Source organism: Streptomyces sp. NPDC088794 (assembly GCF_044750545.1).
GTDB lineage: Bacteria > Actinomycetota > Actinomycetes > Streptomycetales > Streptomycetaceae > Streptomyces.
In genome coordinates, this window is record NZ_JBIVKB010000030.1 from 1 (window position 1) to 22,226 (window position 22,226).

At 70.3% G+C, this 22,226-nt stretch carries 23 protein-coding genes and 2 pseudogenes; 20 read left to right on the top strand and 5 right to left on the bottom strand.

Annotated elements, in window-relative coordinates; translation table 11 throughout:
• Positions 1-49 precede the first annotated feature (49 nt).
• The 4 genes from ACIP6U_RS46940 to ACIP6U_RS46955 form a co-directional block, all read right to left on the bottom strand.
• On the bottom strand, positions 50-517 hold the full coding sequence (locus ACIP6U_RS46940; RefSeq protein WP_401729482.1) for a hypothetical protein: 468 nt from the start codon (positions 515-517) through the stop codon (positions 50-52).
• Positions 518-573: 56 nt separating this feature from the next.
• Complete coding sequence (locus ACIP6U_RS46945) at positions 574-1,251, bottom strand: integrase core domain-containing protein (RefSeq protein ID WP_401729484.1); 678 nt, start codon at positions 1,249-1,251, stop codon at positions 574-576.
• Complete coding sequence (locus tag ACIP6U_RS46950; protein WP_401729540.1) at positions 1,224-1,682, bottom strand: helix-turn-helix domain-containing protein; 459 nt, start codon at positions 1,680-1,682, stop codon at positions 1,224-1,226. The genes ACIP6U_RS46945 and ACIP6U_RS46950 overlap by 28 nt, the downstream gene beginning before the upstream one ends.
• 287 nt (positions 1,683-1,969) lie before the next feature.
• The gene (locus tag ACIP6U_RS46955; protein WP_401729486.1) at positions 1,970-3,823 is read right to left on the bottom strand and encodes a DUF4157 domain-containing protein; all 1,854 of its coding nucleotides are present in this window, start codon (positions 3,821-3,823) and stop codon (positions 1,970-1,972) included.
• 412 nt (positions 3,824-4,235) lie between these two features.
• Here ACIP6U_RS46955 and ACIP6U_RS46960 point away from each other — a divergent pair, with 412 nt between their 5' ends.
• The 19 genes and pseudogenes from ACIP6U_RS46960 to ACIP6U_RS47050 form a co-directional block, all read left to right on the top strand.
• Positions 4,236-4,829 carry a DUF4255 domain-containing protein gene (locus ACIP6U_RS46960; protein WP_401729488.1) on the top strand — a complete coding sequence of 198 codons (594 nt, stop codon included), beginning with the start codon at positions 4,236-4,238 and terminating at the stop codon, positions 4,827-4,829.
• A 19-nt stretch (positions 4,830-4,848) separates the two neighbouring features.
• Complete coding sequence (locus ACIP6U_RS46965) at positions 4,849-6,138, top strand: phage tail sheath family protein (RefSeq protein ID WP_401729490.1); 1,290 nt, start codon at positions 4,849-4,851, stop codon at positions 6,136-6,138.
• Positions 6,139-6,160: 22 nt separating this feature from the next.
• Entirely contained in the window at positions 6,161-7,318 is a 1,158-nt protein-coding gene (locus tag ACIP6U_RS46970) for a phage tail sheath family protein (RefSeq protein ID WP_401729491.1), read from the top strand.
• Between the two features lie 94 nt (positions 7,319-7,412).
• On the top strand, positions 7,413-7,850 hold the full coding sequence (locus ACIP6U_RS46975) for a phage tail protein (RefSeq protein ID WP_401729493.1): 438 nt from the start codon (positions 7,413-7,415) through the stop codon (positions 7,848-7,850).
• On the top strand, positions 7,841-8,242 hold the full coding sequence (locus tag ACIP6U_RS46980; protein ID WP_401729495.1) for a hypothetical protein: 402 nt from the start codon (positions 7,841-7,843) through the stop codon (positions 8,240-8,242). The genes ACIP6U_RS46975 and ACIP6U_RS46980 overlap by 10 nt, the downstream gene beginning before the upstream one ends.
• Positions 8,239-8,412: a DUF6760 family protein gene (locus tag ACIP6U_RS46985; protein ID WP_401729496.1), complete on the top strand. Its 174-nt coding sequence runs from the start codon at positions 8,239-8,241 to the stop codon at positions 8,410-8,412. The genes ACIP6U_RS46980 and ACIP6U_RS46985 overlap by 4 nt, the downstream gene beginning before the upstream one ends.
• Positions 8,409-8,951, top strand: a complete 543-nt coding sequence (locus ACIP6U_RS46990) for a phage tail protein (protein ID WP_401729497.1) — start codon at positions 8,409-8,411, stop codon at positions 8,949-8,951. The genes ACIP6U_RS46985 and ACIP6U_RS46990 overlap by 4 nt, the downstream gene beginning before the upstream one ends.
• Before the next feature lie 26 nt (positions 8,952-8,977).
• Positions 8,978-10,222, top strand: a complete 1,245-nt coding sequence (locus tag ACIP6U_RS46995) for a hypothetical protein (protein ID WP_401729499.1) — start codon at positions 8,978-8,980, stop codon at positions 10,220-10,222.
• The gene (locus tag ACIP6U_RS47000) at positions 10,219-11,001 is read left to right on the top strand and encodes a LysM peptidoglycan-binding domain-containing protein (protein ID WP_401729500.1); all 783 of its coding nucleotides are present in this window, start codon (positions 10,219-10,221) and stop codon (positions 10,999-11,001) included. Before ACIP6U_RS46995 ends, ACIP6U_RS47000 begins: the two co-directional genes overlap by 4 nt.
• Before the next feature lie 15 nt (positions 11,002-11,016).
• A complete protein-coding gene (locus tag ACIP6U_RS47005) occupies positions 11,017-12,075 on the top strand; it encodes a phage late control D family protein (RefSeq protein ID WP_401729501.1) in 1,059 nt (352 codons plus the stop codon).
• Positions 12,072-12,713: a phage baseplate assembly protein V gene (locus ACIP6U_RS47010; RefSeq protein WP_401729503.1), complete on the top strand. Its 642-nt coding sequence runs from the start codon at positions 12,072-12,074 to the stop codon at positions 12,711-12,713. The genes ACIP6U_RS47005 and ACIP6U_RS47010 overlap by 4 nt, the downstream gene beginning before the upstream one ends.
• A gap of 18 nt (positions 12,714-12,731) precedes the next feature.
• A complete protein-coding gene (locus tag ACIP6U_RS47015; RefSeq protein WP_401729504.1) occupies positions 12,732-13,127 on the top strand; it encodes a PAAR domain-containing protein in 396 nt (131 codons plus the stop codon).
• Positions 13,124-13,528, top strand: a complete 405-nt coding sequence (locus tag ACIP6U_RS47020) for a GPW/gp25 family protein (RefSeq protein ID WP_401729505.1) — start codon at positions 13,124-13,126, stop codon at positions 13,526-13,528. Before ACIP6U_RS47015 ends, ACIP6U_RS47020 begins: the two co-directional genes overlap by 4 nt.
• A complete protein-coding gene (locus tag ACIP6U_RS47025) occupies positions 13,525-17,073 on the top strand; it encodes a putative baseplate assembly protein (protein ID WP_401729507.1) in 3,549 nt (1,182 codons plus the stop codon). Before ACIP6U_RS47020 ends, ACIP6U_RS47025 begins: the two co-directional genes overlap by 4 nt.
• Complete coding sequence (locus ACIP6U_RS47030) at positions 17,070-18,044, top strand: hypothetical protein (protein ID WP_401729508.1); 975 nt, start codon at positions 17,070-17,072, stop codon at positions 18,042-18,044. The genes ACIP6U_RS47025 and ACIP6U_RS47030 overlap by 4 nt, the downstream gene beginning before the upstream one ends.
• Positions 18,041-18,676: a phage tail protein gene (locus ACIP6U_RS47035; RefSeq protein ID WP_401729509.1), complete on the top strand. Its 636-nt coding sequence runs from the start codon at positions 18,041-18,043 to the stop codon at positions 18,674-18,676. Before ACIP6U_RS47030 ends, ACIP6U_RS47035 begins: the two co-directional genes overlap by 4 nt.
• A 17-nt stretch (positions 18,677-18,693) precedes the next feature.
• Positions 18,694-20,523 carry a hypothetical protein gene (locus ACIP6U_RS47040; RefSeq protein WP_401729510.1) on the top strand — a complete coding sequence of 610 codons (1,830 nt, stop codon included), beginning with the start codon at positions 18,694-18,696 and terminating at the stop codon, positions 20,521-20,523.
• Between the two features lie 34 nt (positions 20,524-20,557).
• The gene (locus tag ACIP6U_RS47045; protein WP_401729512.1) at positions 20,558-20,767 is read left to right on the top strand and encodes a hypothetical protein; all 210 of its coding nucleotides are present in this window, start codon (positions 20,558-20,560) and stop codon (positions 20,765-20,767) included.
• A gap of 36 nt (positions 20,768-20,803) precedes the next feature.
• Positions 20,804-21,135 (top strand): annotated as a pseudogene (locus tag ACIP6U_RS47050) (N-acetylmuramoyl-L-alanine amidase); the annotation flags it as partial.
• A 113-nt stretch (positions 21,136-21,248) separates the two neighbouring features.
• Here ACIP6U_RS47050 and ACIP6U_RS47055 read toward each other — a convergent pair.
• Positions 21,249-21,703: pseudogene (locus tag ACIP6U_RS47055) on the bottom strand (Uma2 family endonuclease); the annotation flags it as partial.
• Here ACIP6U_RS47055 and ACIP6U_RS47060 point away from each other — a divergent pair.
• Entirely contained in the window at positions 21,700-22,218 is a 519-nt protein-coding gene (locus tag ACIP6U_RS47060) for a hypothetical protein (RefSeq protein ID WP_401729513.1), read from the top strand. The pseudogene ACIP6U_RS47055 and the gene ACIP6U_RS47060 overlap by 4 nt on opposite strands.
• Positions 22,219-22,226 lie beyond the last annotated feature (8 nt).

The window sequence follows — 22,226 nt, forward strand, 5'->3', positions numbered from 1 at the left end:
GCCGCTTGGCCTCGCGATCGAGCGGGGGTGTCTTCGACATGTGGATCTCCTAGTGATCAGAGACCCAGGTGTCAACGATGATCGGCAGTTTTAGAACCTTGCGTTCGACGTGAACTGCGCCTGCCACGGGTACTGGTAGTTCACCCGAGGCGATTCTGGCACCGCGAAGGCCAGCACGCTGGTCGGCATCGATCGGTGACGGCAGAGTCTTGGCGAGCACGCCGTCTTGGACGACGTGCATCAGGTGTCCGTCCAGGCGGAACGTGACGCGCTGGTTGGCGAGTTCGTATCCGACCGTCACCTCGGTCTTGCCGAGGCTCGCAACACCGTTCACGTCGAGCTTCCGGTCTACCTCGATCACCGTGCCGGGTTCCAGGCGCCCCAGCCGGCCCGCGGCAGGGGCTGCTGGTGGAGGCCCTGCCCGAACAGCCCCGCGCATCGAAAGCTCGCACAGGTTGCCGGCGTCGAGGCACGACGCGACGCTCCTGACCAGCTGGCCGTCGATGACGATGTGCACCGTCTGCTCGTCTGCCCACACTCGTGCGCGGCTTCCCGCGTACTCCTTGCCGAGCCTCACCCGCTGAACGCGGGGCGCGCGCCGACCAGGCCACTGGCCGCGACGACGGTCTCGAACTCCATGGGCGGCGCCGAGGCCGGAATCAGCAGGGTGACCGGCGCTGCGGGCTCGGCCGCGATGGATGGCTCTTCGAGGGCGGTTGCAGCGGCGACAACTATCGGCTGCGGCGGCGGGTTCGGCCGGAACCGGCTGGCGGGGGTGGCCATGTCGAGGGCCTGGTGGGGCCTGGCTGTGTTGTAGGTGTGCACCCATGCATCGACGGCAGCCTGGGCGGCGGGTAGAACAGCGAAAGGGCCGGATACGTCGAGGAGTTCACGGCGGAGAGTCTGGTGCCAACGCTCGATCTTTCCCGTCGTGGTCGGTGAGTACGGCTTGATCAGCTTGGCGGTGACGCCGTTCTCCCGACAGACACGCTCGAACAGGACCTCGGCAGGGCGGGGTTTGGTGAAGCGGCCGGTGAACTGCTTGCCGTTGTCGGTGAGGACCTCCGCCGGCACCCCGTAGGTTCGCATCGCGCGGACGAATCCGTTTGCGACGGCCCGCCCGGATGGCACCGCCAGGACGGTGGCGACGACGAGCAACCGGGAGTGATCGTCGATCCCCGTGAGCATCTTGCACTCGCGGCCGTCGGCCAAGTAGATCCCGCCTACCAGCTCCATCTGCCACAGATGCATGGGTGTCTCGCGCTGCCACCGCCGGTATTTGCGGCGGTGCTGCTGCTTCTGGTGCCGGATGAGCCCGTTGCGTTCAAGAACGCGATGCACCGTTGCCCGTCACGGAGCGGCGGCGGGTTGGTCCGAGCGATCTCGAAGGCGATCCGCCGGGCACCCCACCGCGGGTTCGCCCGCCGCATCTCGCAAGTCAGGGCTTCGACCTCGGCCGGTATCCGCGTGGGGCTGGATCGGGGACGCCGGGATTTCTCCTGTAGTCCTTCGAGCCCGTCGGCGCTGTACTTGGACTTCCAGGTGTAGATCGTCTGGCGCGACACGCCGTACCGCACGGCCACTTCGCTGACCGGAGAACCGTCGAGCACTTCAAGGACAGCGCGGTATCGCTGCTCTACCCGCCACGTTGGCCCCTGTTCGGAATCTTCCCCCACCGCCACAACGTCAAGGATCAAGGAGCTGATCGCGGCCGTCAAGAATGTCCCGAGACTGCCGTCAAGCCTCTCCTGAGACTCTTCTGTCGCCTATGTCTTGAGGCCGCACATCACACCCGGACGCTGAGCTTTCGGCGCGACCCGAGACCGAGACCCCGTTCAAACTCCTTCTGGAGCGGTACCGGCAGCTTCTGGGGTGTGCGGGGGGCCGGCGTCCTGCCACCGGGCCGAGGCCCACCCGGACAAGCAGAGCGTCGCCGACGACACTGCCTGCCGGGACACGACGCTGCCGCTCACGTGTCCTTGTTCTGCAGGAAGTCCCAGACCCGGGCGGCCATTTCGGGCCACTCAGTCGGTGGATATTCGTGCGTGTACTCGTGGCCCTCGGTCTGGGCAAATTTACGGTTCTCGACGACCACTCCGGGAGACTCGGAGAAAAAGAGTTCGTCACTCCACGGGTTCTTGGTGTCTCTGAACACGAAGTCGGAACTCCCCTGGAGGACTGCCGTGACCCACGATTTCACTGTCTTCTCGCCTGTTGCGTCTTTTCCTGTGACGAACATCGACCAGGTGTTACTTCTTTTTGTATTGGCCAGCAGGATGTCATGGTACTTCTTGTTGTTTTTCTTCAGCAGCTGGCCGATACCTGGATATGCTTCTCCGAGCTGGTTCCGTACTGTGTCCAGAGATGTCTTGTAGTAGTACAGTCCCAACCGGTTCTTTCCGAGATCCTTGGTTACTGAAATCTTTTGCCGGGATGCGGAGTAAAGATAGTTGGCGATCAGGGCGAAGAATCCATGCGCGGCGGCGAAGGCGTTGTTGTCAAGGTTGTACTTCCGGTACTTCTTCCCTTTCGCGTCTTCGCGCATCGCGTTGACGCAGTTGGTGGCGATGGTGTTCGCGTCGGTCAGGTCGTCCTGGGAGTTCTGCATCATCTGTGTGAACCGTGCGGTGTCCGGGGCTTGCGTCCTGTCTCGTTCGCCGCGTTTCCGGAAGACGTTCCCCACGCTGCGGAGCGGTAGTCCGTAGGTTGCCTGTACGTGTGCGCTGACGTCGACGGGTGGAGCGTCGCCCAAGGGGCCGCCCTTCCATCCCTCGTAGGCGGCTTTCGGGAAACCGATCCGGTTGTCGGGCGATACGGACTTCGTGACACCGTAAAGGGCTTGGACGGGTAGTTCGCACTGGTTGGCCATCACTGTTCTGATGTGCTCCGCTGCCACGACCAGCGGCCGCATCTCGGCCTTGACCCGGCCCCGCGACCAGCTTTCCTGGAATGGTGGGGTGACGAGCTCCACGATCGGCAGTTCGTCCAGGTTTTCCGTTCGGCACCAGGGTTGGGCGAAAGCGATCCACCTAAAGAGCTTGTCACTCTTGTCGCAGTGTATGTCGTGCCCGTTCTGGATTTTGCCGATGCTGTGATGTTCGTCGTACAGGGGTGGGAACCTGAGCCCCTCGTTCTCTTTTCCCGACTTCGTCGAGAACACGGGAACACTGGGGAGTTCCAGCTCGAAACCGAACGCCCGTTGCACGACGGGCGTGACCGCGGTGGCCGCCTCCGACGATGCCAAGGGGGCGCCCCCCTGCTGGACGGTGTGGGTCAGTTCGTGTGCCAGCAGCGCGTCACCCCGTGCGCTGCCCGGACGGTATTCACTGCGTCGGACGAACACGTCGCTGCCGACGGTGAACGCCCTGGATCCGAGTGCGTCGTTGAGTCGATCGGCCCCGGCGTTCACGTGGACGCGTACGTCGCTGAAATCAGCCCCGGACACCCGCTCCATTCGTTTCCGCACACCGGCGGGCACCTCCCGTCCCGCGCCGCCGACCCGGGTGACGGCCTGCGAGACCGAGGAATCCGCGACGCCTCCGGCGGCGCCCGGTACGTGCTTTGCGGCCTCGGGCGCGCGCTGTGCCGACGCCCCTGTCGCCAGGAGGGCGATCCGGTCGGCCTCGCGCTCGTAGTGGTCGTCGACCGGGCCCACGTTCAGCTTCGCCTGAATCATCGACCGTGCCCGTCGATTGCCGTATCGGCGCTGCAGACCCTGCAGACGGCCGCCGGGGTGGTCACTCTCCCGGACTTCGCCGCGTCCTCGGGCTGTGACCGTGCGGGGCGCTGTCGCCGGGTTTGCCTCGGGCTGGAGGGATCGCATGGACGGTTCCTCTCTCGTTTCGCCTTCGTCGGGGTGCTTGGCCTCGGCTTTTCGGCGGAGCCGGGCAAGGCTGACGACCAGGGACGGTGAGGTGTCTCTCGGTCCGGGTGGCTGCACTGGTCGAGGCTCGGATCGCCCGCCAGGAAGGAGCTTGCCGACGGAGGCTACCGGGACGCGCCCGAGCACCGCCACCGGTGAGTCGTTCGAGTGGCGGCGGTCGGGGTGTCGGTCACAGCCCGCCCTGAGGTGTGATGGGCATCACGCCTCGGTGTGGAGTGGCAGGTCGCGGCGTCACCAGGGTGCTGTCCCGGCTCCGTTGAGACGTGCGCGCAGACGCCCGCGGAGACGTTCAGCGGACGCAAGGGGACTAGACCCTTGCCCAGTCGATCGGTGCGGAGGCGAGGGAGAAGCCATGTTCCAGGACCTGGACGACACCCTCGCCGCGCTCGTCGAGGCCGAGCTGCCGTTGTCCGGCATCACCGTCAGCTTCGCCACCCCGGACGACCAGTTCCCGCCCTCCGGTGTCACCCTGCCCGCGGTCGCGTTCTTCCTGTACGACGTGCGGGAGAACCACGAACTGCGCACCAACCAGTGGGAGATCACCCGGCCGGAGTCCGGGATGGCCACCCGCAAGCGCGCGCCCGCCCGGGTCCTGTGCTCCTATCTGGTCACCGCCTGGCCGAACGAGAGCGCGCCCAACCCGGCGCAGGACGAACACCGCCTGCTCGGCGCGGTGATGAAGGTGCTGCTGCGCCACCGGGAGATCCCCGCGAGCTATCTGCGGGGCGAGTTGGCCGAACAGCCCGCTCCGCTCCCGGCCAGGATCACCGCGGAGAGCCAGTTGCAGGGCATCGGCGAGTTCTGGCAGGCCATGGGCGGACGGCCCAAGGCGGTCCTGCACTACAGCGTCACGCTCAGCGTCGACGTCTTCGCATCCACCGACGTCGGACCCGTGGTGACCGAGACGGTCGTCCGGGTCGGCCACGGCGTTGACCACGAGTCATGACGAGGGGGAGATCCCGCAGATGCCGCAGTATCTAGCACCTGGCGTGTACGTCGAAGAGGTGCCCTCGGCGATCAAGCCGATCGCCGGGGTGGGCACCAGCACCGCGGGCTTCGTGGGCGTCGTCGCCGACACGGTCACGATGCCGCTGCTGCCCGGCCGGTCCGGCCTGAAGGCCGACGGCAGCACCCGCGAGCCCGCCGACTTCGCCACGGTGGCACCGGTCGGCCAGGCACAACTCGTGGACGGCTGGGAGACCTTCAAGACCCTGTTCGGTGACATCCAGTCCGGCAACAGCACGCTCGCCCACGCGGTCTACGGCTTCTTCAACAACGGCGGCGGCCGCTGCTGGATCACCCGGGTCGCCCCCGACGCAGAGGGCGGCGGTGCCGACCCCGATGCCGGTACGGGTGCCGACGCCGGTACGGACACCGATCCCGACGCCGGTACTGGTGCGGAACAGCTGGACGCGAGGCTGATCGCCGCGCTGGACACCTTCACCGCCATCGACGAGATCGCCCTGGTCGCGATCCCCGGCGCGGTGAGCGACGCCGTGCAGGGCGCCATCCTGGACCACTGCGAGAACCAGTACCTCCAAGACCGTTTCGCGATCCTCGACGGCCGGCGGGCCGACGTACCCGTCCCCACCAAGGGCGACGTCCAGGGCGATACCCGCGACAGCAGCTACGGAGCGATCTACTACCCGTGGATCGACATCGGTGCCGAGGACGCGGAGGGCAACCCGGTGTACCACCCGCCGAGCGGCCACCTCGCCGGGGTCTACGCCCGCGTCGACACCGAACGGGGTGTGCACAAGGCGCCGGCCAACGAGGTGATCCGTGGCGCGCTCGGCCTGGAGAAGCTGGTCAGCAAGCAGGGCCAGGCCGGGCTCAACCCCGTCGGCATCAACGTGATCCGCAGGTTCGACGGCAACATCACCGTCTGGGGCGCCCGCACCATGGCGAGCGCGGCACAGGCTGAGTGGCGGTACATCAGCTCCCGCAGGGTGTTCAACTTCCTGCGCGAGTCCATCGACGAGGGCACCCAATGGGCGGTCTTCGAGCCGAACGCGCCGGAACTCTGGTCGAAGATCCGCCGCAACGTCGGCGCCTTCCTGACCACGGTCTGGTCGTCCGGCGCGCTCCTCGGCAACACCCCCGAACAGGCCTTCTACATACGCTGCGACGAGACCGTCAACCCGGCGGCGGTCCGGGACGCGGGCCAGCTGGTCGTCGAGATCGGAGTGGCGCTGGTGCGCCCGGCCGAGTTCGTGGTGTTCCGGATCAGCCAGTGGTCCGGCGGGATCCAGTAGCCGCGGACGACCGGACGAGACCATGACCCAGCCACCGATACCGGGCGTCATCCGGCAGGACGTGTTCCCGCCCCCGCCACCGGTCTTCCTCACCGGGGTGCCCGTCTTCCTCGGCCGTGCGGCCGACGGACCGCGCACACCGCAACGGCTCACGCTGTGGCCGCAGTTCGAGGCCGCCTACGACGCTGAACCGGGCGGCTTCCTGGCCGACGCGGTCCGGGGCTTCTTCGACAACGGCGGGCTGCTGTGCCACGTCGTACGGCTCGACGAGTCGAAGGTGCCCGTCGAGGCGCTGCAGGCCGCGCTGGACGCGCTGGACGGTGTGGCGGACGAGGCCGACCTCGTGTGCGCCCCCGACATCGTCACGGCGGCGCCGTGGCCGACCGACGGCTCCCTCCATCCGGTCGTCTGTCAGCAGCGGGTGCTGCTGCGGCACTGCCGGGAACGGGGCGACCGGTTCGCCCTGCTCGACGGCATACCCACGACGGACACGGCGAAGGTCACGGAGCAGCGCGCGGAGCTGACCCGGACCGACGGCTCCTTCGGCTCCTTCGGGGCGCTGTACTACCCGTGGCTGTGGGCGCCCGGCGGGGACGGCGTGCTGCGCCATCTGCCGCCGTCCGGGCACGTGGCCGGGGTCTACTCGGCCGGCGACCAGCGGGTCGGCGTGCAGCGGGCGCCCGCCAACACGGAGGTCGAGGGCGTCGTCGATCTGCAGGTGCGCCTCGGCCCCGCCGAGGTGGGGGAGCTGTACGGGCAGGGGGTGAACTGTCTGCGGGCGCTGCCCGGCCGCGGTGTGCGGGTGTGGGGCGCGCGGACCCTCGCCACGGACCCGGCCTGGCGGGACGTGAGTGCGCGGCGGCTGGTCGGCACCGTCGGCCGGTGGGTCGAGCGGTTCATGACGGGCCTGGTCCACGAGCCCAACGACATCCGGCTGTGGGTGCGGATCATGCGTGAGCTCACGGCGTACCTCGACGGGCTGTTCCAGCGTGGTGCGTTGAAGGGCCGGACGGCGGCAGAGGCGTTCTTCGTCAAGTGCGACCACGAGACGAATCCCCCGGAGGCCGTCGAGGCCGGGGTGGTGGTGACTCAGATCGGTGTGGCGCCGACCGCGCCCGCCGAGTTCATCACTGTGCGCGTCATCCACGGGGCGAGCGGAGTGACGGTCGACGCGGCGTGAACGGCTTCAACAATCAGCGACAAACAGCGGCGAGTGGCTACAAACAGGTCGGCCAGCAGATCGACCAGAGGTTCGACAAGAAGGAGGCGCGGTTGTGGACAGGGTCGACCCCTATTTCGGTTACAACTTCACGGTGGAGCTCGACGGTATGACCCGGGCCGGTTTCCGGGAGTGCTCCGGGCTGGCGAGCAGCCAGAACCAGGCCGAATACCGTGAGGGCACGGACGCGAACCTGGCCCCGCGGAAGATCCCCGGTCTGAACAGCCACGACGACATCACCCTCAGCCGCGGCATCACGAACGACAGCAAGCTGTGGGAGTGGCGGCAGCGGGTGATGAAGGGCACGGTCGAGCGGCACAACGTGTCGATCACGCTGCTCGACCAGCAGGGCAACCCCCGGGTGACCTGGAACCTGTTCGAGTGCTGGCCGAAGTCGTGGACCGGTCCCAGCCTGAACGCGACCAGTGACGAGGTCGCGGTCGAGCAGCTCGCGCTCGCCTGCGAACGGATCGAGGTCGACCAGTGGAGCTAGCGGGCGTCGGCGTCACCGAGGCTCCCCGGGCCCGCCCGGCCGAGTTCCCGTTCACCCTGCCGCACGGTCTCGTCACGCCGGACGGCACGGTGCACCGCGAGGGCACCATGCGGATGTCCACCGCGCTGGACGAGATCGAGCCGATCAAGGACCCGCGGGTGCGGTCGAACCCGGGCTATCTGGTGATCATCCTGCTGACCCGGGTGATCACGAAGCTGGGCAGCCTGGAGTACGTCAACACCCACACCGTGGAGAACCTGTACTCGGGTGACCTCGCCTATCTCCAGGACTTCTACCAGCGCATCAACGTGAGCGGGCACGCCCGCCTCCAGGTGGACTGCCCGCACTGCGACGGATCGTTCGAAGTGGAGCCCCCCGGCCTGGGGGGATGACGCGCTACTCCCTTGACCGGCTGCACGAGGAAGTAGCGTACGTGGCCTTTCACTTCCACTGGCCCTATCACGACATCATGCAGCTCGACCACCGGGAACGGCAGCGCTGGGTCGCCGAGATCGCCCGCATCAACGAGCGTGTCAACGAGCAGGGAGGAGTACGGCGATGACGTCGACCGGCATTCCGCTCGGCCTGAGCTGGGCGCCCGCCGCCGTGGGCAACTGGACCGGCGTGCGCCTGCCGGACCCGTTCCCGACCTTCAACTTCGCGGTGGAGGTCGAGGGCCTGCTCGTCGGCGGGTTCACCGAGGTCAGCGGCCTGGAGAGCCGGATCGAGATGGAGTCCTACCGGGAGGGCGGGGTCAACGGCTTCACCCACCAGCTGCCCGGTGCGGCCAGTCCCTCGAACCTGGTGCTGAAGCACGGCCTGACCGCGGTCAACTCGCTGTGGAACTGGTACGACAACACCGCCCGCGGTGTCATCCAGCGCAAGAGCGGCACGATCGCCCTGCTCGACCGGCGTCAGATCCCGGTCATGTGGTGGAACTTCCGCAACGCGCTGCCCGTGCGCTGGACCGGCCCGAGCTTCACCGCCGGCAGCGACGAGGTCGGCGTCGAGTCCCTGGAGCTGGTGCACGAGGGACTGACCAAACCGCTGCTGGGCCAGGCCCTGGCACTGGGGCACGGCATCGCCGACATGGCCCGCTGACCGGTACCGCCGACAGGAAGTCCGAGATGCACGACGACACGACCTTCGACCCGACGCTGGTCCACCGGCTGTCGGGGCGGGCCCGGCGCCCCGGGGTGACCGACCCCGGCCAGGCGCGGTCCGCCCTGGCCCGGCACGGCGACATGACGGCCGGGCTCCCGCTGGCCGGGCTGGCCGCACGGTACGTCGACCCGATGCCGCACGCCGACGCTACGGCACCCATCGTGTACGCGCGGTCCGCGCCGCCGGGACCGGCCGGGCCTCCTGCCACGGGGGAGGACGCGGCTGGCTCCGGCCCGTCGGCGCCGACCGTTGCCACGCCGGTCGTCCCGGCTCGGCCCGCGACGGCGGCCGAGGACGGCCCGGTGGCGTCGGCTCGCCCCGTTGCCCGGACGGGAACGGACACGGCGGGCGCCGTGGACGTCGTACGGTCTCCGACCCGGCCCGCCACCGACAGCGCACCCGCACGCTCCTCGTCGCCGTCCGTGCCGGGGACGCCAACGATCCAGCGCAAGGTCGCCGCTCTACCGATCGCCCCGGTGCGTCCGCCCGCCCGTGCGGGATCCGGGCCGTCGCCGACCCCTCGGGTGCCGGGCCCGCTCGCGGGGTGGGGCGGTCCCGGGACATCCGGCTCGGGGCCCACTGCCCGGACGAAGCCGCCCGTCCAGGGACACGGCCCGGTCATGACGCACCTGCCGACGGCCCCCGGGCGCGGCCCCGCGTCTGCGGCGACGTCCTCTGCGCCCGCGCCGTCGGCGCCCCCGGCGAACGACTCCGAGGCACCGCTATCGGTTCCGGTCGTCAGGCTCCGCCCCGCCGACGCTCGGCACCGGGTCCCGCCCGTCCCGACGGCAACTCCCACTGTCGTCGCCCATCGGGCGCCGGCGTCGTACACCGGGCCGTCCGCCGCCGGACCCCTGGCGGCGCCGACTGAGGCGGTCGCCCCGCGCCGGCCGCAGGCGCAACCCGTGCGGATCCTGCCCCTGACGACGGCCGGCACCACCCCGCACGACCGGCCCTCACCCGCCACGGCGCCGGGGCCCGCCCTCCAGGGCCCGGCACACACCGTGGTGCCTGCGCACATCGCGGCGCCCGCGCACACCGGCTCCGAAGACTCCGGAAGCCACCGACCCCACGCCGGCCACGGCACACCACCGTCACCCGGCCCGGAGGCCCCGCAGGTGGACGTCGCCCACATCACGGACCAGGTGCACCAGCGCATCGTGCGCAGGCTGGCCGTCGAGGCCGAACGCCGGGGGGTACGGCGATGATCCTCAACAAGGCGGCCCTGGCGAGCACCCTGCTCGGCGTCGGGCCCGGCGGTGGCGGTCTGCAGAAGCTGGCCATCTCCCACGACGGAACGGACTTCAAGGAGAACGGCCCGATCAGGGCGCTGTTCAACCCGCACGAGATCAGCCGGTCCCGGTCGGTCTCGTGGCAGGCGCCCAAGACGGCGGGCGCGGGCAGCGAGTGGACCCGGAGGGGACTGCAGCAGGAGTTCTCCTCCATGGAACCCGCGACGCTCTCCGTCGAGCTGTTCTTCGACACCTACGAGTTGCGGGCCGGTGCGTCGGCCTGGGCCACGGCCGCATCGTTCGTGGTTCCGCCCAACCCGTTCCAGACGGGTGACGCGACCGACGTCACCGCGTTGACCGCCCGGGTGGCCAAGCTTGCCGAGGTCGACACCGAACTGCACCGGCCGCCGCTGTGCACGCTCTCCTGGGGGGCGTTCTCCGAGATCTTCACCGGGGTGCTCACCCGACTCGACGAGCGGTTCACGCTGTTCCTGCCCGACGGCACCCCGGTGCGGGCCACCGTCTCGTGCAGCTTCGTCGAGTCCCTCACCGACGCGCAGCTGAAGGAAGGCGAACTGCACTCGTCCGACGTGGACAAGACGTGGACGGTCCGGCGCGGCGACACCCTGCACAGCATCGCCGCCGCCGAGTACGGGGACCCGCGCCAGTGGCGGCACATCGCCTCCGCCAACGGCATCGTCAACCCGCGCGACCTGCGACCGGGCCAGGTGCTGACCATTCCCCGGGTGAGCTGAGCGGAGGACTGTGCGATGAACGCCGACGAGGCCGCCCCGGCCCTGGAGATCCGCTGCGACGGCCGTCCCCTGCCTCTGGACGCCCGTGCCGACGTCGAGTCGGTGACCGTCCTGGACGATCTCCACGCGCTGAGCATGTTCACCGTGACCCTGCACAACTGGGACTCCGAACGGCTGTCCTTCCCCTGGTCGGACTCCCGGCTCTTCGCGGTCGGCACCGAGGTGCGGATCTCCCTCGGGTACGGCGGCGACCTGCACCCGGTGATGACCGGTGAGGTCACCGGCCTGGAACCCACCTTCAGCACGGGCCGACTGCCGACGCTGACCGTCCGCGGTTACGACCACCGGCACCGGCTCGCACGGGCCCAGCAGACCCGCACCTTCACCCGCACCAAGGACAGCGCCATCGCCCGCCAACTGGCCCGGAACGCGGGGCTGCGGGCCGAGGTGACCGACACCGGTACCGCCTCGGACTACGTGGTGCAGAACAACCAGACCGACCTTGAGTTCCTCCAGAAGCGGGCGCGGCTGATCGGGTACGAGGTCCACGTACGGGACAAGGTGCTGTACTTCCGGCCGCCGCAGCACGGCCGTAAGCCGTCGACGACCCTGCACATCGGCGACGACATCGCCGAGTTCACGCCCCGGCTGCGCGCACTGCCCCAGGTCGGCCGGCACTCCGTGCGGGGCTGGGACGTGGCGCTAAAACAGGCCGTGGTCTCCACCGTGACCGCCGGCCGGGAGTCCACCACCATGGGCGGCGCCACCACCGGCCCCCGCGCGGCCGACCGGGCCTTCGGCAAGGCGGAAACGGTCAGCACGGGCCTGTCGGTGCCGAACCGGGACCGCGCCGACCGGATGGCCCGCGGCCAGTTCGACGACCTGGCGCTGACGTACATCACCGGCGAGGCGGAATGCGAGGGCAAGCCCCGGCTGCACGCCGGCGAGGTGGTCGACATCCAGGGCGCGGGCACCCTCTTCAGCGGCGCCTACTACCTCACATCCGTCAGCCATTCACTGACCGCGGGGGACGATTTCCGGACTTCCCTGCAGATGCGGAGGAACGCCGCGTGACGGAGCTCTTCGACCTGCCGGCAGGCCAGGACGCCCGCGCGGACGGGCCGTTCCAGGGGGTGGCGATCGGCATCGTCACCAACAACCGGGACCCGGACGGGCTCGGGAGGGTCAAGGTGACCCTGCCCTGGCTGGCGGACGACGCCGAGACCGACTGGGCGCGGGTGGCGGTGCCGATGGCCGGGGCCGGACGCGGCTTCTGGTTCCTGCCCGAGGTCGACGACGAGGTCCTTCTCGCCTTCGAGCACGGCAACCCGGAGGTCCCCTACGTCGTCGGCGCGCTGTGGAACGGCAAGGACAGGCCGCCGCTCACCAACGGCGACGGCCGCAACGACGTGCGGGCGATCAGATCCCGCAGCGGGCACCTGATCCGGCTGACCGACACCGCGGGGGACGAGCGCATCGAGATCGTCGACAGGAGCGCAAGGAACAGCATCGTGATCAGCACGAAGGACAACCGGATCACGATCACCGCGGACGCGGACGTCGTCATCTCCGCAGGCGGGAAGCTGCGGCTCACCGGCAACGGGGTCGAGATCGTCTCCAAGACCGACGTCAACGTGCAGGCCAAGTCCGCGCTCGCGGTCAAGTCCAGCGGACGGCTGGACATCAAGGGCAGCCAGGTCAACATCAACTAATGGGGGGTGCAGGATTCCATGGGGCAGTTCGCCGCCAAGCAGGGTGACGTGGTCACGGCCACCGACATCCACATCGTCATGGTCCCGGGCACACCGCCGGTGCCGACACCACTGCCGCACCCGTTCACCGGGATCATCAACGACGGGCTGAGCGCGGACGTCAGCATCATGGGCAAACCGGCCGCGGTGGCCGGCTCCACCGCCGAGAACACCCCGCCGCACCTGCCCGCGCCGCCGGGCACCTCGTTCCAGAAACAGCCGTCGAACACGGCCACCCTCGAAGGCGGCAGCACCACGGTGAAGATCAACGGCAAACCCGCCATCAGGGCCGGTGACCGCGCGACCACCTGCAACGACCCGCAGGACCTCCCGAACGGGACGGTCGTGGCCACGGGCACGGTGACGATCGGATGACCGGCGTGACGGACAGCGGCTTCCTCGGCACCGGCTGGGCGTTCCCCGTCGGCCCCGATCCCCACCACCCCGAGGGCATACGGCTCACCGGCGGCGCCGAGGCGATCCGTCAGTCGATCCGGCTGATCCTCGGCACCACGCCCGGCGAACGCGTGATGCGGCCCGACTTCGGCTGCGGCATCCACGAGGCCGTCTTCGACACCAACGACGCGACCACCGCGGGACGGGTCAGCCGGTCGGTGCGTGAGGCACTGGCCCGCTGGGAACCGCGGATCGACGTCCTGGACGTCCACGCGGCACCCGATCCCGAGGACCGGCACAGCCTGCTCATCGAGATCAACTACCGGACGCGGTCGAACAACAGCCGCTTCAACCTCGTCTACCCCTTCTACGTCGCATGACCGGACAGCCCCCGCCCATCGACCCCCGCGACCGCGCGGCCCTGGTCGCGCAGACCACCGAGCTGGCGACGCGCTACAGCGGCTGGCAGCCGCCCGCCGACGGACGCGCCGACGCCGGCCAGGCCCTGATCGGCATCTTCGCCCGCTACGCCGAACTGGTGGTGCAGCGCCTCAACCAGGTACCGGAACGTGACTACCTCGCCTTCCTCAACCTGATCGGGATCCAGCCGGCGCCGCCGCTGCCCGCACGCGTCCCCCTCACCTTCCAGCTCGCCGAACGCAGCCGGACCGACGCGCTCGTCCCGGCCGGCACCCAGGTCGCCGCCGACCCGCTCGACGGCGAGGACGACGAGGTCGTCTTCGAGACCGCGACCGACCTGGTCGTGAACCGGGCCCGGCTGGTGAGCGTCCTCGTGGACGACGCCCCCGGCGACAGCTACGCCGACCGCGCCACCGAGGCGACCGGCGGCCTCGACGCACCGTTCCCCGCGTTCACCGGCGACCGGTCCGTACCCCACGACTTCTTCGTCGCCTGCGACCCGGTGCTGACCACCGAGGGCACCAAGGACGTCACCCTGACCCTCGCCACCTCGGACAGCGCGCTGCTCGCCGCATGGCCGGTCTCGTGGTCGTACTGGGACGGCACCGGGTGGCGACCGGCGCAGGTCGGCCGTGCGTCGGGGGACGGCGTGTGGACCGTGACCCTCACCGGCCTGCCACAGCTGACCCCGCACGACGTGAACGGCACCCCGGCCGGCTGGCTGCGCGCGCGACTCGACCTGCCCATGCCGCACGGCACCAGGGGGCTGCCGCCCGACGCGGTCGCGATCGGCAGCCGGACGCCCCAGGACAGCGCCGACGGGGCGTTCCCGTTCGGGGAGACGGAACAGGGCCAGTTCTTCTACGTGAGCGTAGACGCGTCGCTTGCCCTGCAGGGAACGACCGTCCGGATCGCCGTCACCCTGGCACGCCCCGGAGCGGCCGCCGATCCGGCCGCCCCAGTGCGCATGGAGTGGTCGTACTACGACCGTGGCCTCTGGCGGCGGCTGGGGGAGTCCAGTACGGCGGCGGAAGCGGTCGGCGACAGCGGCGCCGGCCTCACCGACGGCACGCGGGCGATGACCCGCGACGGCGAGATCGGCTTCCAGGCCCCCGCCGACTGGCCCTCCGAGCTCTTCCAGGCCCGCTCCGGGCACTGGCTCCGGGCGCGGCTCGTCCAGGAGGGCGGGGTGTACGCCACCCTTCCGCAGGTGGAGTCGCTGACCGTGGGCCACGACTGGGACCTGCCCACCGTCACCGGCATCGACGTACGGACCACCACGGAGCCGGAGCCGGTGGCGCCGCCCGGCGCCTTCGCGGGCGGCAGCACACTGGACGTGACCCGGGACTTCCACCCCTTCGGGGAACGGCCGAGCTTCAACGACACCTTCTACCTGGCGTGCCCCGCGAACCTGGTGCGGCCCGGCGCGGACCTCACCCTCGACGTGGCCCTGACCAACGGCCCGGACGCCGTCGACGGCCCGGTCCCGCCGGTGCGCACCGAGGGACACCCGGTGACCGTGTGGGAGGCATGGGACGGCACCCGCTGGCGCCCCGTCACCGCCACCCCCGAGGACCCGGACCCGGACGCGGAGGCCCCGGACTACGCCTTCACCACCGACGCGACCCTGGTGCTCACCCCGCCCGAGGGCTTCGCACGCACCGAGGTGAACGGCGTCGAGGAATACTGGCTGCGCGTCCGCCTGATCGACGGCGACTACGGCACCTACGAACCCGTCGACGCCACCCTCGCACCACCGGTGGTCAGGACCCTGTGGTGGAGTTCCCGGCAGGGACTGACGACGCCCGTCCCGGCTACGGTCTGCGTCACGCACAACGACTTCCGCCTCGTCACCCACCACCTTGACCCCGGAACGCCGTGGTCCGTCACTCCCTTCACCCCGAACCCGGAGCAGGACCCTGCCCTCTACCTCGGCTTCGACCGGCCGTTCGGCAACCGGCCGGTCACGCTCTACCTCCAGGCCGAACCACCGGAACCGGACGAGGTGACGGCCGACCGGCTCGCTGGGACCGCGCCGGCCGACCGCGCCGAACTGGTGTGGGAGTACAGCGGCCCCGACGGCTGGCGGACGCTGGCCGCGGTCGACGAGACCGCCACACTGACCGACCGGGGCATGGTGAGGTTCGTCGGACCGGCCGACTTGACCGCCCGGGAGCACTTCGGACAGAGCCGCTGCTGGCTGCGGCTCCGGCAGCGGCAGGGCAGCTTCCCGGTCACCCCGAGGCTGCGCCGGATCCTGCCGAACACGGCCTGGGCGACCCAGGCCGTCACCGTCACCGACGAGATCCTCGGATCGGGCACCGGCGAGGCGGGGCGGCGGCTCACCACCGCGCAGAGCCCGGTCCTGCCCGGTCAGCGCCTGGTGGTACGGGAGCCGGAACGGCCCTCGGCGGCGGAGGAAGCCGTACTGACGGAGACCGAGGGCGCCGACGCGGTGACGGTCGACGAGGAGTTCGGGGACGTCTGGGTGCGCTGGCACGCGGTGACCGACTTCCACCGCTCCGGTCCGGGCGACCGCCACTACACCGTCGACCCCCGGACCGGAGAGATCGCCTTCGGCGACGGCCGGGCCGGACGGATACCACCGGCCGGGCAGAACAACATCCGCGTCTCCTACCGCACGGGCGGCGGCGAGCAGGGCAACCGCGCCGCGGGAACCGTCGTGACGCTGAAGTCCGCCATCCCGTCCGTCGACTCGGTCACCCATCACGAGCCCGCCTCCGGCGGCAGCGAGTGGGAGCCGCTGGAGCGGGTGCGATCCAGGGGGCCGAGCTCGCTGCGCCACCGCGACCGGGCCGTCACGGCGCAGGACTTCGAGGACCTCGCGTTCGAGTCCTCGGCCGAGGTGGCCCGGGTCCGGGCGGTACTGCCCAGCGGGTTCGACCCGTTCTCCCTCTGGTTCGACCCGGCGACCGAGGAACCGCGGGAGGAGCACAGGGAGGCGGAGGCGGACGCCGGCGGGGTCGGGCTCGTCGTGGTCCCGCACTCCGGAGCGCCCCGTCCGATACCGGGCCTGGGACTGCTGCGCCGGGTCGAGGAGTACCTGCGGGCGCGGTGCGGCCCGACCACCGCGCTCTGGGTCGCGGGCCCGGAGTGGATCGAGGTGACCGTCGCCGCGACGGTGGTGGCGTCCTCCCCGGACGCCGCCGGACCGGTCGGCGGACGGGTCGAGCAGGCCCTGGAGCGCTTCCTGCACCCGCTGACCGGGGGACCGGACGGCACGGGCTGGGCCTTCGGCCGCAAACCGCACCGCTCGGATTTGTACGCGCTGATCGGCGCCGTCGCCGGCGTCGACCACGTTCCCGCCCTCACGGTGACGACGGTGGCGCACTCCAACGAACTCGGTGAGCGGCTGGAGGCGCTGTTCGGCCGCTCGCTGGCCGAACTCGCGGCCGGGCCGGTGGCTGAGGACCTGACCCGATGGCTGGAGCGGGCACTGGTGTACTCCGGCGCGCACGCCATCACCGTGACCCTGGGAGAGTGAGGATTTCCGTGCCGATCGAGCTGCCGAACCTCGACGACCTCGACTTCGACGACCTGGTCGGCGAGGCACGGGCCCTCATCCCCGTCCTGCTGCCGGAGTGGACCGACCACAACCCCGGCGACCCCGGCATCGTCCTCGTCGAACTGCTGGCCTGGCTGACCGAGATGCAGCTGTACCAGGTCGACCAGCTGCCGCAGAGCCACACCCTGAAGTTCCTGCGGCTGCTCGGCGGTCCCGGGTGGGAGCCGCTGGGCAGCAGCGATCTCGACGCGGCCGTACGCCAGAGCGTGGCCACGCTGCACGAGCGGTACCGGGCCGCCACCGCGGACGACTACGAGTACCTGGTCCGCACGACCTGGCCCGAGCAGTCGCAGGCGGCCGGACTGCCCGGGGTACGGCGGGTGCGGTGCGTGCCGGGCCGGAACCTCGCCGGTCCCGACCCGGACGCGCACGCCCCGGCGCACGTCAGCGTCGTCGTCCTGCCCGAGCCGGGCGGTGACGGCGGCACGCACCCACTGCCGGGGGAGGCCCTGACCACCGCCCTGCACGGGTTCCTCGACCCCCGGCGGATCCTGACGGTCCGCCACCACGTGGTCGGCCCGCAGTACGTCGACCTCACGATCGCGGCCGACCTGGCGCTGCGCGAGGACGCCGTGCCGGAGGCCGCCCTCGCCGACGCGCTGGACCGGTTGCAGGACTTCTACGACCCGTTCATCGGCGGTGACGCCGGTGCCGGCCGGAGCTTCGGGCAGAGCGTGCACCCCTCAGAGGTCTACGGCGTGCTCGAACAGTCGCCGTCGACCGACTACGTCGAGAACGTCCGCCTCGCCCGTGCCGACGCGGACGGCAACGCCGGAGCGGACCACGTCGCACTCGACGTCCACCAGCTGGTGCGGCTGACCGGGGTGGACCTGACGGCTTACGGCAACTACGGCAGAACGTACTCGTCGACCTGGAGGCTTCCAGGATGAGCCGCTATCTCGACCACCTGCCGGCGCCGTTCCGGGAGGACCCGTTCGCCGGCCGGTTCCTGCTCGCGTTCGAGGCCGTACTGACCGGCCGCAACGACGCCGGGGGAGTCACGGGCCTCGAACAGCTCATCACCGGCTCCGCCGACCACATCGACCCGCTGGACGCCCGCGAGGACTTCCTGCCGTGGCTCGCTGGGTGGGTCGGCCTGAGCCTGCGCGCGGACTGGTCCCCGGACGTCAAGCGCGGGTTCATCAGCGAGATCGTGCCGCTGTACCGGCAGCGGGGCACCCTCGCGGGGCTGCGCCGGATGCTGGAGATCTACCTGTGGCCGCGGGACGGCGGCGTAGCCCGCGACGACGTGCTCGTCGTCGACGACTTCGAGACTCCCGCCCACTACTTCCAGGTCCGGCTGACGCTCAGAAGGACCGACCCCGCGGAGCTGCGCCGGGTCCAGGAGATCGCCAGGACGATCATCGACCGGGAGAAGCCGGCGCACACCTTCTACGCGCTCAAGGTCGTGGTGCCCACGATGCGGCTGGTCTCCGAGGAACTGATCGCACGCGAGGGCGGCGAACCGAAGCCGCTCCTCCTCGGTAGGAACACCCAGCTCGGCACGAGCGACACATCTTGACATTCGGAGGAAGCCCGATGGCGGACTACAGCCAACCCGACGTCGTACCGAAGCGCGTCCGCTTCTTCGACGGGCAGTTCCTGCAGGACCAGGACTTCATCGACGAACAGAAGTTCCATCTCGACCGGGAGCGCCGGCAGAGCCGACTGCTGCGGCTCACCGGCGTCGCCACCGGCCTGACGGTGACCTCGGGCGCCGAGCTGCGGATCACCGTGGCCGCCGGCATGGCGGTGGACGCGCTGGGCCGGCACCTCGTCCTGGAGTCCGGCACGACCCTGCAGCTCGACGAGGACTTCGCCGACCAGCAGGGCATCGAGGTGCACCTCGCCTATCGGGAGACCGAGACGGACCTGACACCCGACGAGGCTCCCGGCGGGGCGGGGGCGCGGCGCTGGGACGAGAGCCCCAGGATCGTGGTGGTGGCCCCGGACGGCACCACCACGGTCGCCCCGGACGACGCGCCGCGCGACCTGGACGACCACACGGTGCTGCTCGCCCGGCTCGCGGTCGCGAACGACAAGGTCGTGGTGGACCTCACCGCGGCGCAGCGCTCCACCCTTTCGGTCGCGGGCGCGCTCGGGATCGGCACCACCGACCCCGGCAGCGACCTGGATATCGGCGACTACAGCCCGCAGGACCGGCACCTGACGTTCAAGGTGGCGGGCGGCGACGGACACCGCGGCGGGATCCGGCTGCGGGCCGGGTCGGAGAGCGCGGACGAGGGCTACTCCGTCGAGTACGACCGGCGGCCCGTCGCGGGAGTGGGCCTGCACGTCAGGACGTACGGCCCCGACGATCCCGAGGACGGCACGACGAGGCTCTTCGTCTCCCCGGACGGCGATGTCGGCATTGGCACCACCGTCCTTGACGACACGGACGCGTGGGACCAGGTCCTCGACGTGGTGGGCGCCGCGAAGACCAGGCTGTCGGTGCGGACCGAGAACATCGAGGGGCGCGTGGTGGCGCACGAGGGGGGCGCGTTCGGCACGGCGCCGGGCATGGCCGTGGGCACCGTGTCCGCCAGCCCGCTGACCCTGGTCACCTCGGGGGCGCCCCGGCTCAGCGTCACCGCCGCCGGCCATCTGGGCATCGGGACCAACACGCCGGACGCGGGCACAGGGGAGTGGGGTCGGGTCGTCGACGTCGTGGGCGCCGGCAGCACCAAGCTGTCGGTGCGGACCGCGAAGGTGGACGCGCGGGTGATGGCACACGACACGGGTGTGTTCGGTGCGGCGGCGGGCATGATCGTGGGCACCGGGACCACCAGCCCGCTGACCTTTGTCACCAGCCAAGCGAGCCGGCTCACCATCGGCGCCGGCGGTGACATCTCTCTTGGCAGTGGGCCGTTCACAGCCCGATGGACCACTCAGCACTTCGACACCCACGAACCCGCGGAGCCTCACCTACGGCTGCAACGGGACGACACGACCTCCGGCGGAAAACGATTGTTCCTGGAGCTCTTCCAGGGTCACGGGAATCCCCTTCAGGCAGACGTCTACCCCAGCATCCGGTTCCACCACAGCAGCAGGTACTGGCACCGCGTCGAGGGGAGGCCGGACGGATTGCACATCAAAACCGGGAATCTGAGCTCTGACACCCACAACGACCTCTGGGCCGGGGGAGTCCATGCCGAGTCACTGACCATCGGATCGGTCACCATCGGCGAGGCCGAGCTGGCGGTGCTGAAGAGACTCGCCGCAGGACAGCTGAACGTCCAGCTCTTCCACGTCATGCGGGCGAAGTACGCCTTCGTCTCCAGCTCTCCGACAAGTGGGACCGTCCACACCGTCTGGGCGAATTCCGGGTCCAACGACGCCTACCGCTGGGTTATCGAGCCCCTGGCTTAGGACTGACCACGCACCTCTGTGAAGGAAGACCGGCATGAGAGCCGAAATAGAAAAGCGCGTCTCCGAACTGGAGGCCGAGTACCGCGAAGGTCAGCGGATGCTCACCGAACTGGAGGGCCGACAGGCCGACCTCCAGCAGACCGTGCTCCGCATCAGCGGCGCCCTCCAGGTGCTGAACGAACTACTGGCCGCCGAGAACGCCTCGGAGACCGACGCCGCCGAAGCAACACGCCATACGGCCTGACACCCCCTTGTCTCCCGTCCCGCGTCTGGAGATTCCATGGCGACACCCCTGTCCGCAGCCCGCGTCGTGGCCGCGCTGAAGGCCGAGGGTGTCAAGGTCGTCGGCTGGCGCACCCGCAACCACAAGGGCGCCTGGGGCCCGGTGAACGGGGTGATGATCCACCACACCGTCACCTCGGGCACCAGGCCAGCGTGGACATCTGCCGCGACGGCTACGCAGCCCTGCCCGGCCCGCTGTGCCTCGGCGTCATCGCCAAGGACAGCACCGTCCACCTCGTCGGCAACGGCCGCGCCAACCACGCGGGTTCGGGCGACGACGACGTGCTCAAGGCCGTCATCGCCGAACGCGCCACCCTGCCCGCCCCCAACGAGACGCGTCTCCGTTCGTGGCAGTCCGGCAGGGTGTGGTGCGGGATCCGGCGGACCCGGGAGCGCTGACACGCGACTCTTCCCGCAGTCCGTGTCGCCCCGGCGCCGGCTTCTCAGCCGGCTCGGGGCGGTGTGGGCTTGCCGAGATCCAGGCTGATCTCGAAGGGCGCCGGACGCTGGAGGGTGTCTCGGAAGGTGCCGGCGGGTGCGTAGGCGCGGGTGGGCCCATCGAGTTCGTGGACGTGCACGGCGAGGGACCCGTCCTCGCCCTCGACGCACCAGTGGCGCGGGATGCCGGCCTCCGCGTACTTGCGCAGCTTGACCGTGCGGTCCCGGTGTGCGGACTCGGGCGGGACGACCTCGATGACGAGTCGCGCCTCGTCCGGCGTGAACCAGGTGCGGTCTCCGTCGTAGTCGGCCGTTGGCACCAGCAGATCCGGTTCGGGCCGGTTTCGCTCGTCGACTTTCTGGTCACCTCACGGCGGGCCCTGACATCGCCGGGTGCCTGCTCCATGAGGGCGACGGTGAGCGTGGTCACGGGGTGGCCGTGCCGCCACCTGTGCGGTGAGCGCCTCGGCGCTGGTCGCCGGACCGGCCGGAATGATGCTGTTCACCGAGGTGAACACGGAGAAGCGGCAGCAGCACCACTCCGGAACCCTGCTGACCGCGCGGACACTCGCCGGCGAGCGCACCGTGGACTTGTCCCGGATCGAGCGGGTACGGCTGCTGACCTACTTCTCCCGCAGCGGTGTCTCGCAACGCGTCCTGCTGGTCCGCGACGCCTGGGGCATGTCCCTCGGTCTCACCAGTCCGGCCTCCCACAGGGCGCTGCGCCGAGCCCTCGAACGCCTGCCCAGGCGCGGACCCCGGCCCCGGATGTTCGGCTCGCGGGCCGCTCCGCCGCTCCGCCGCGCGGCCGTGGGCCTTCCGGCCGACCAAGCCCACGCGCAGAGCTACCGGAACATCAGGATCCGCCGGAGTTCGACGGTGTTTGACCTCGCTGTCACCCTGCCGGGTGGGTGCGCGCCTGGCAGCGCAGCAGGTCTGGGCGCACCGCTCCGGGGCTCAGGTGCACCGCCGTGACTGCCGTA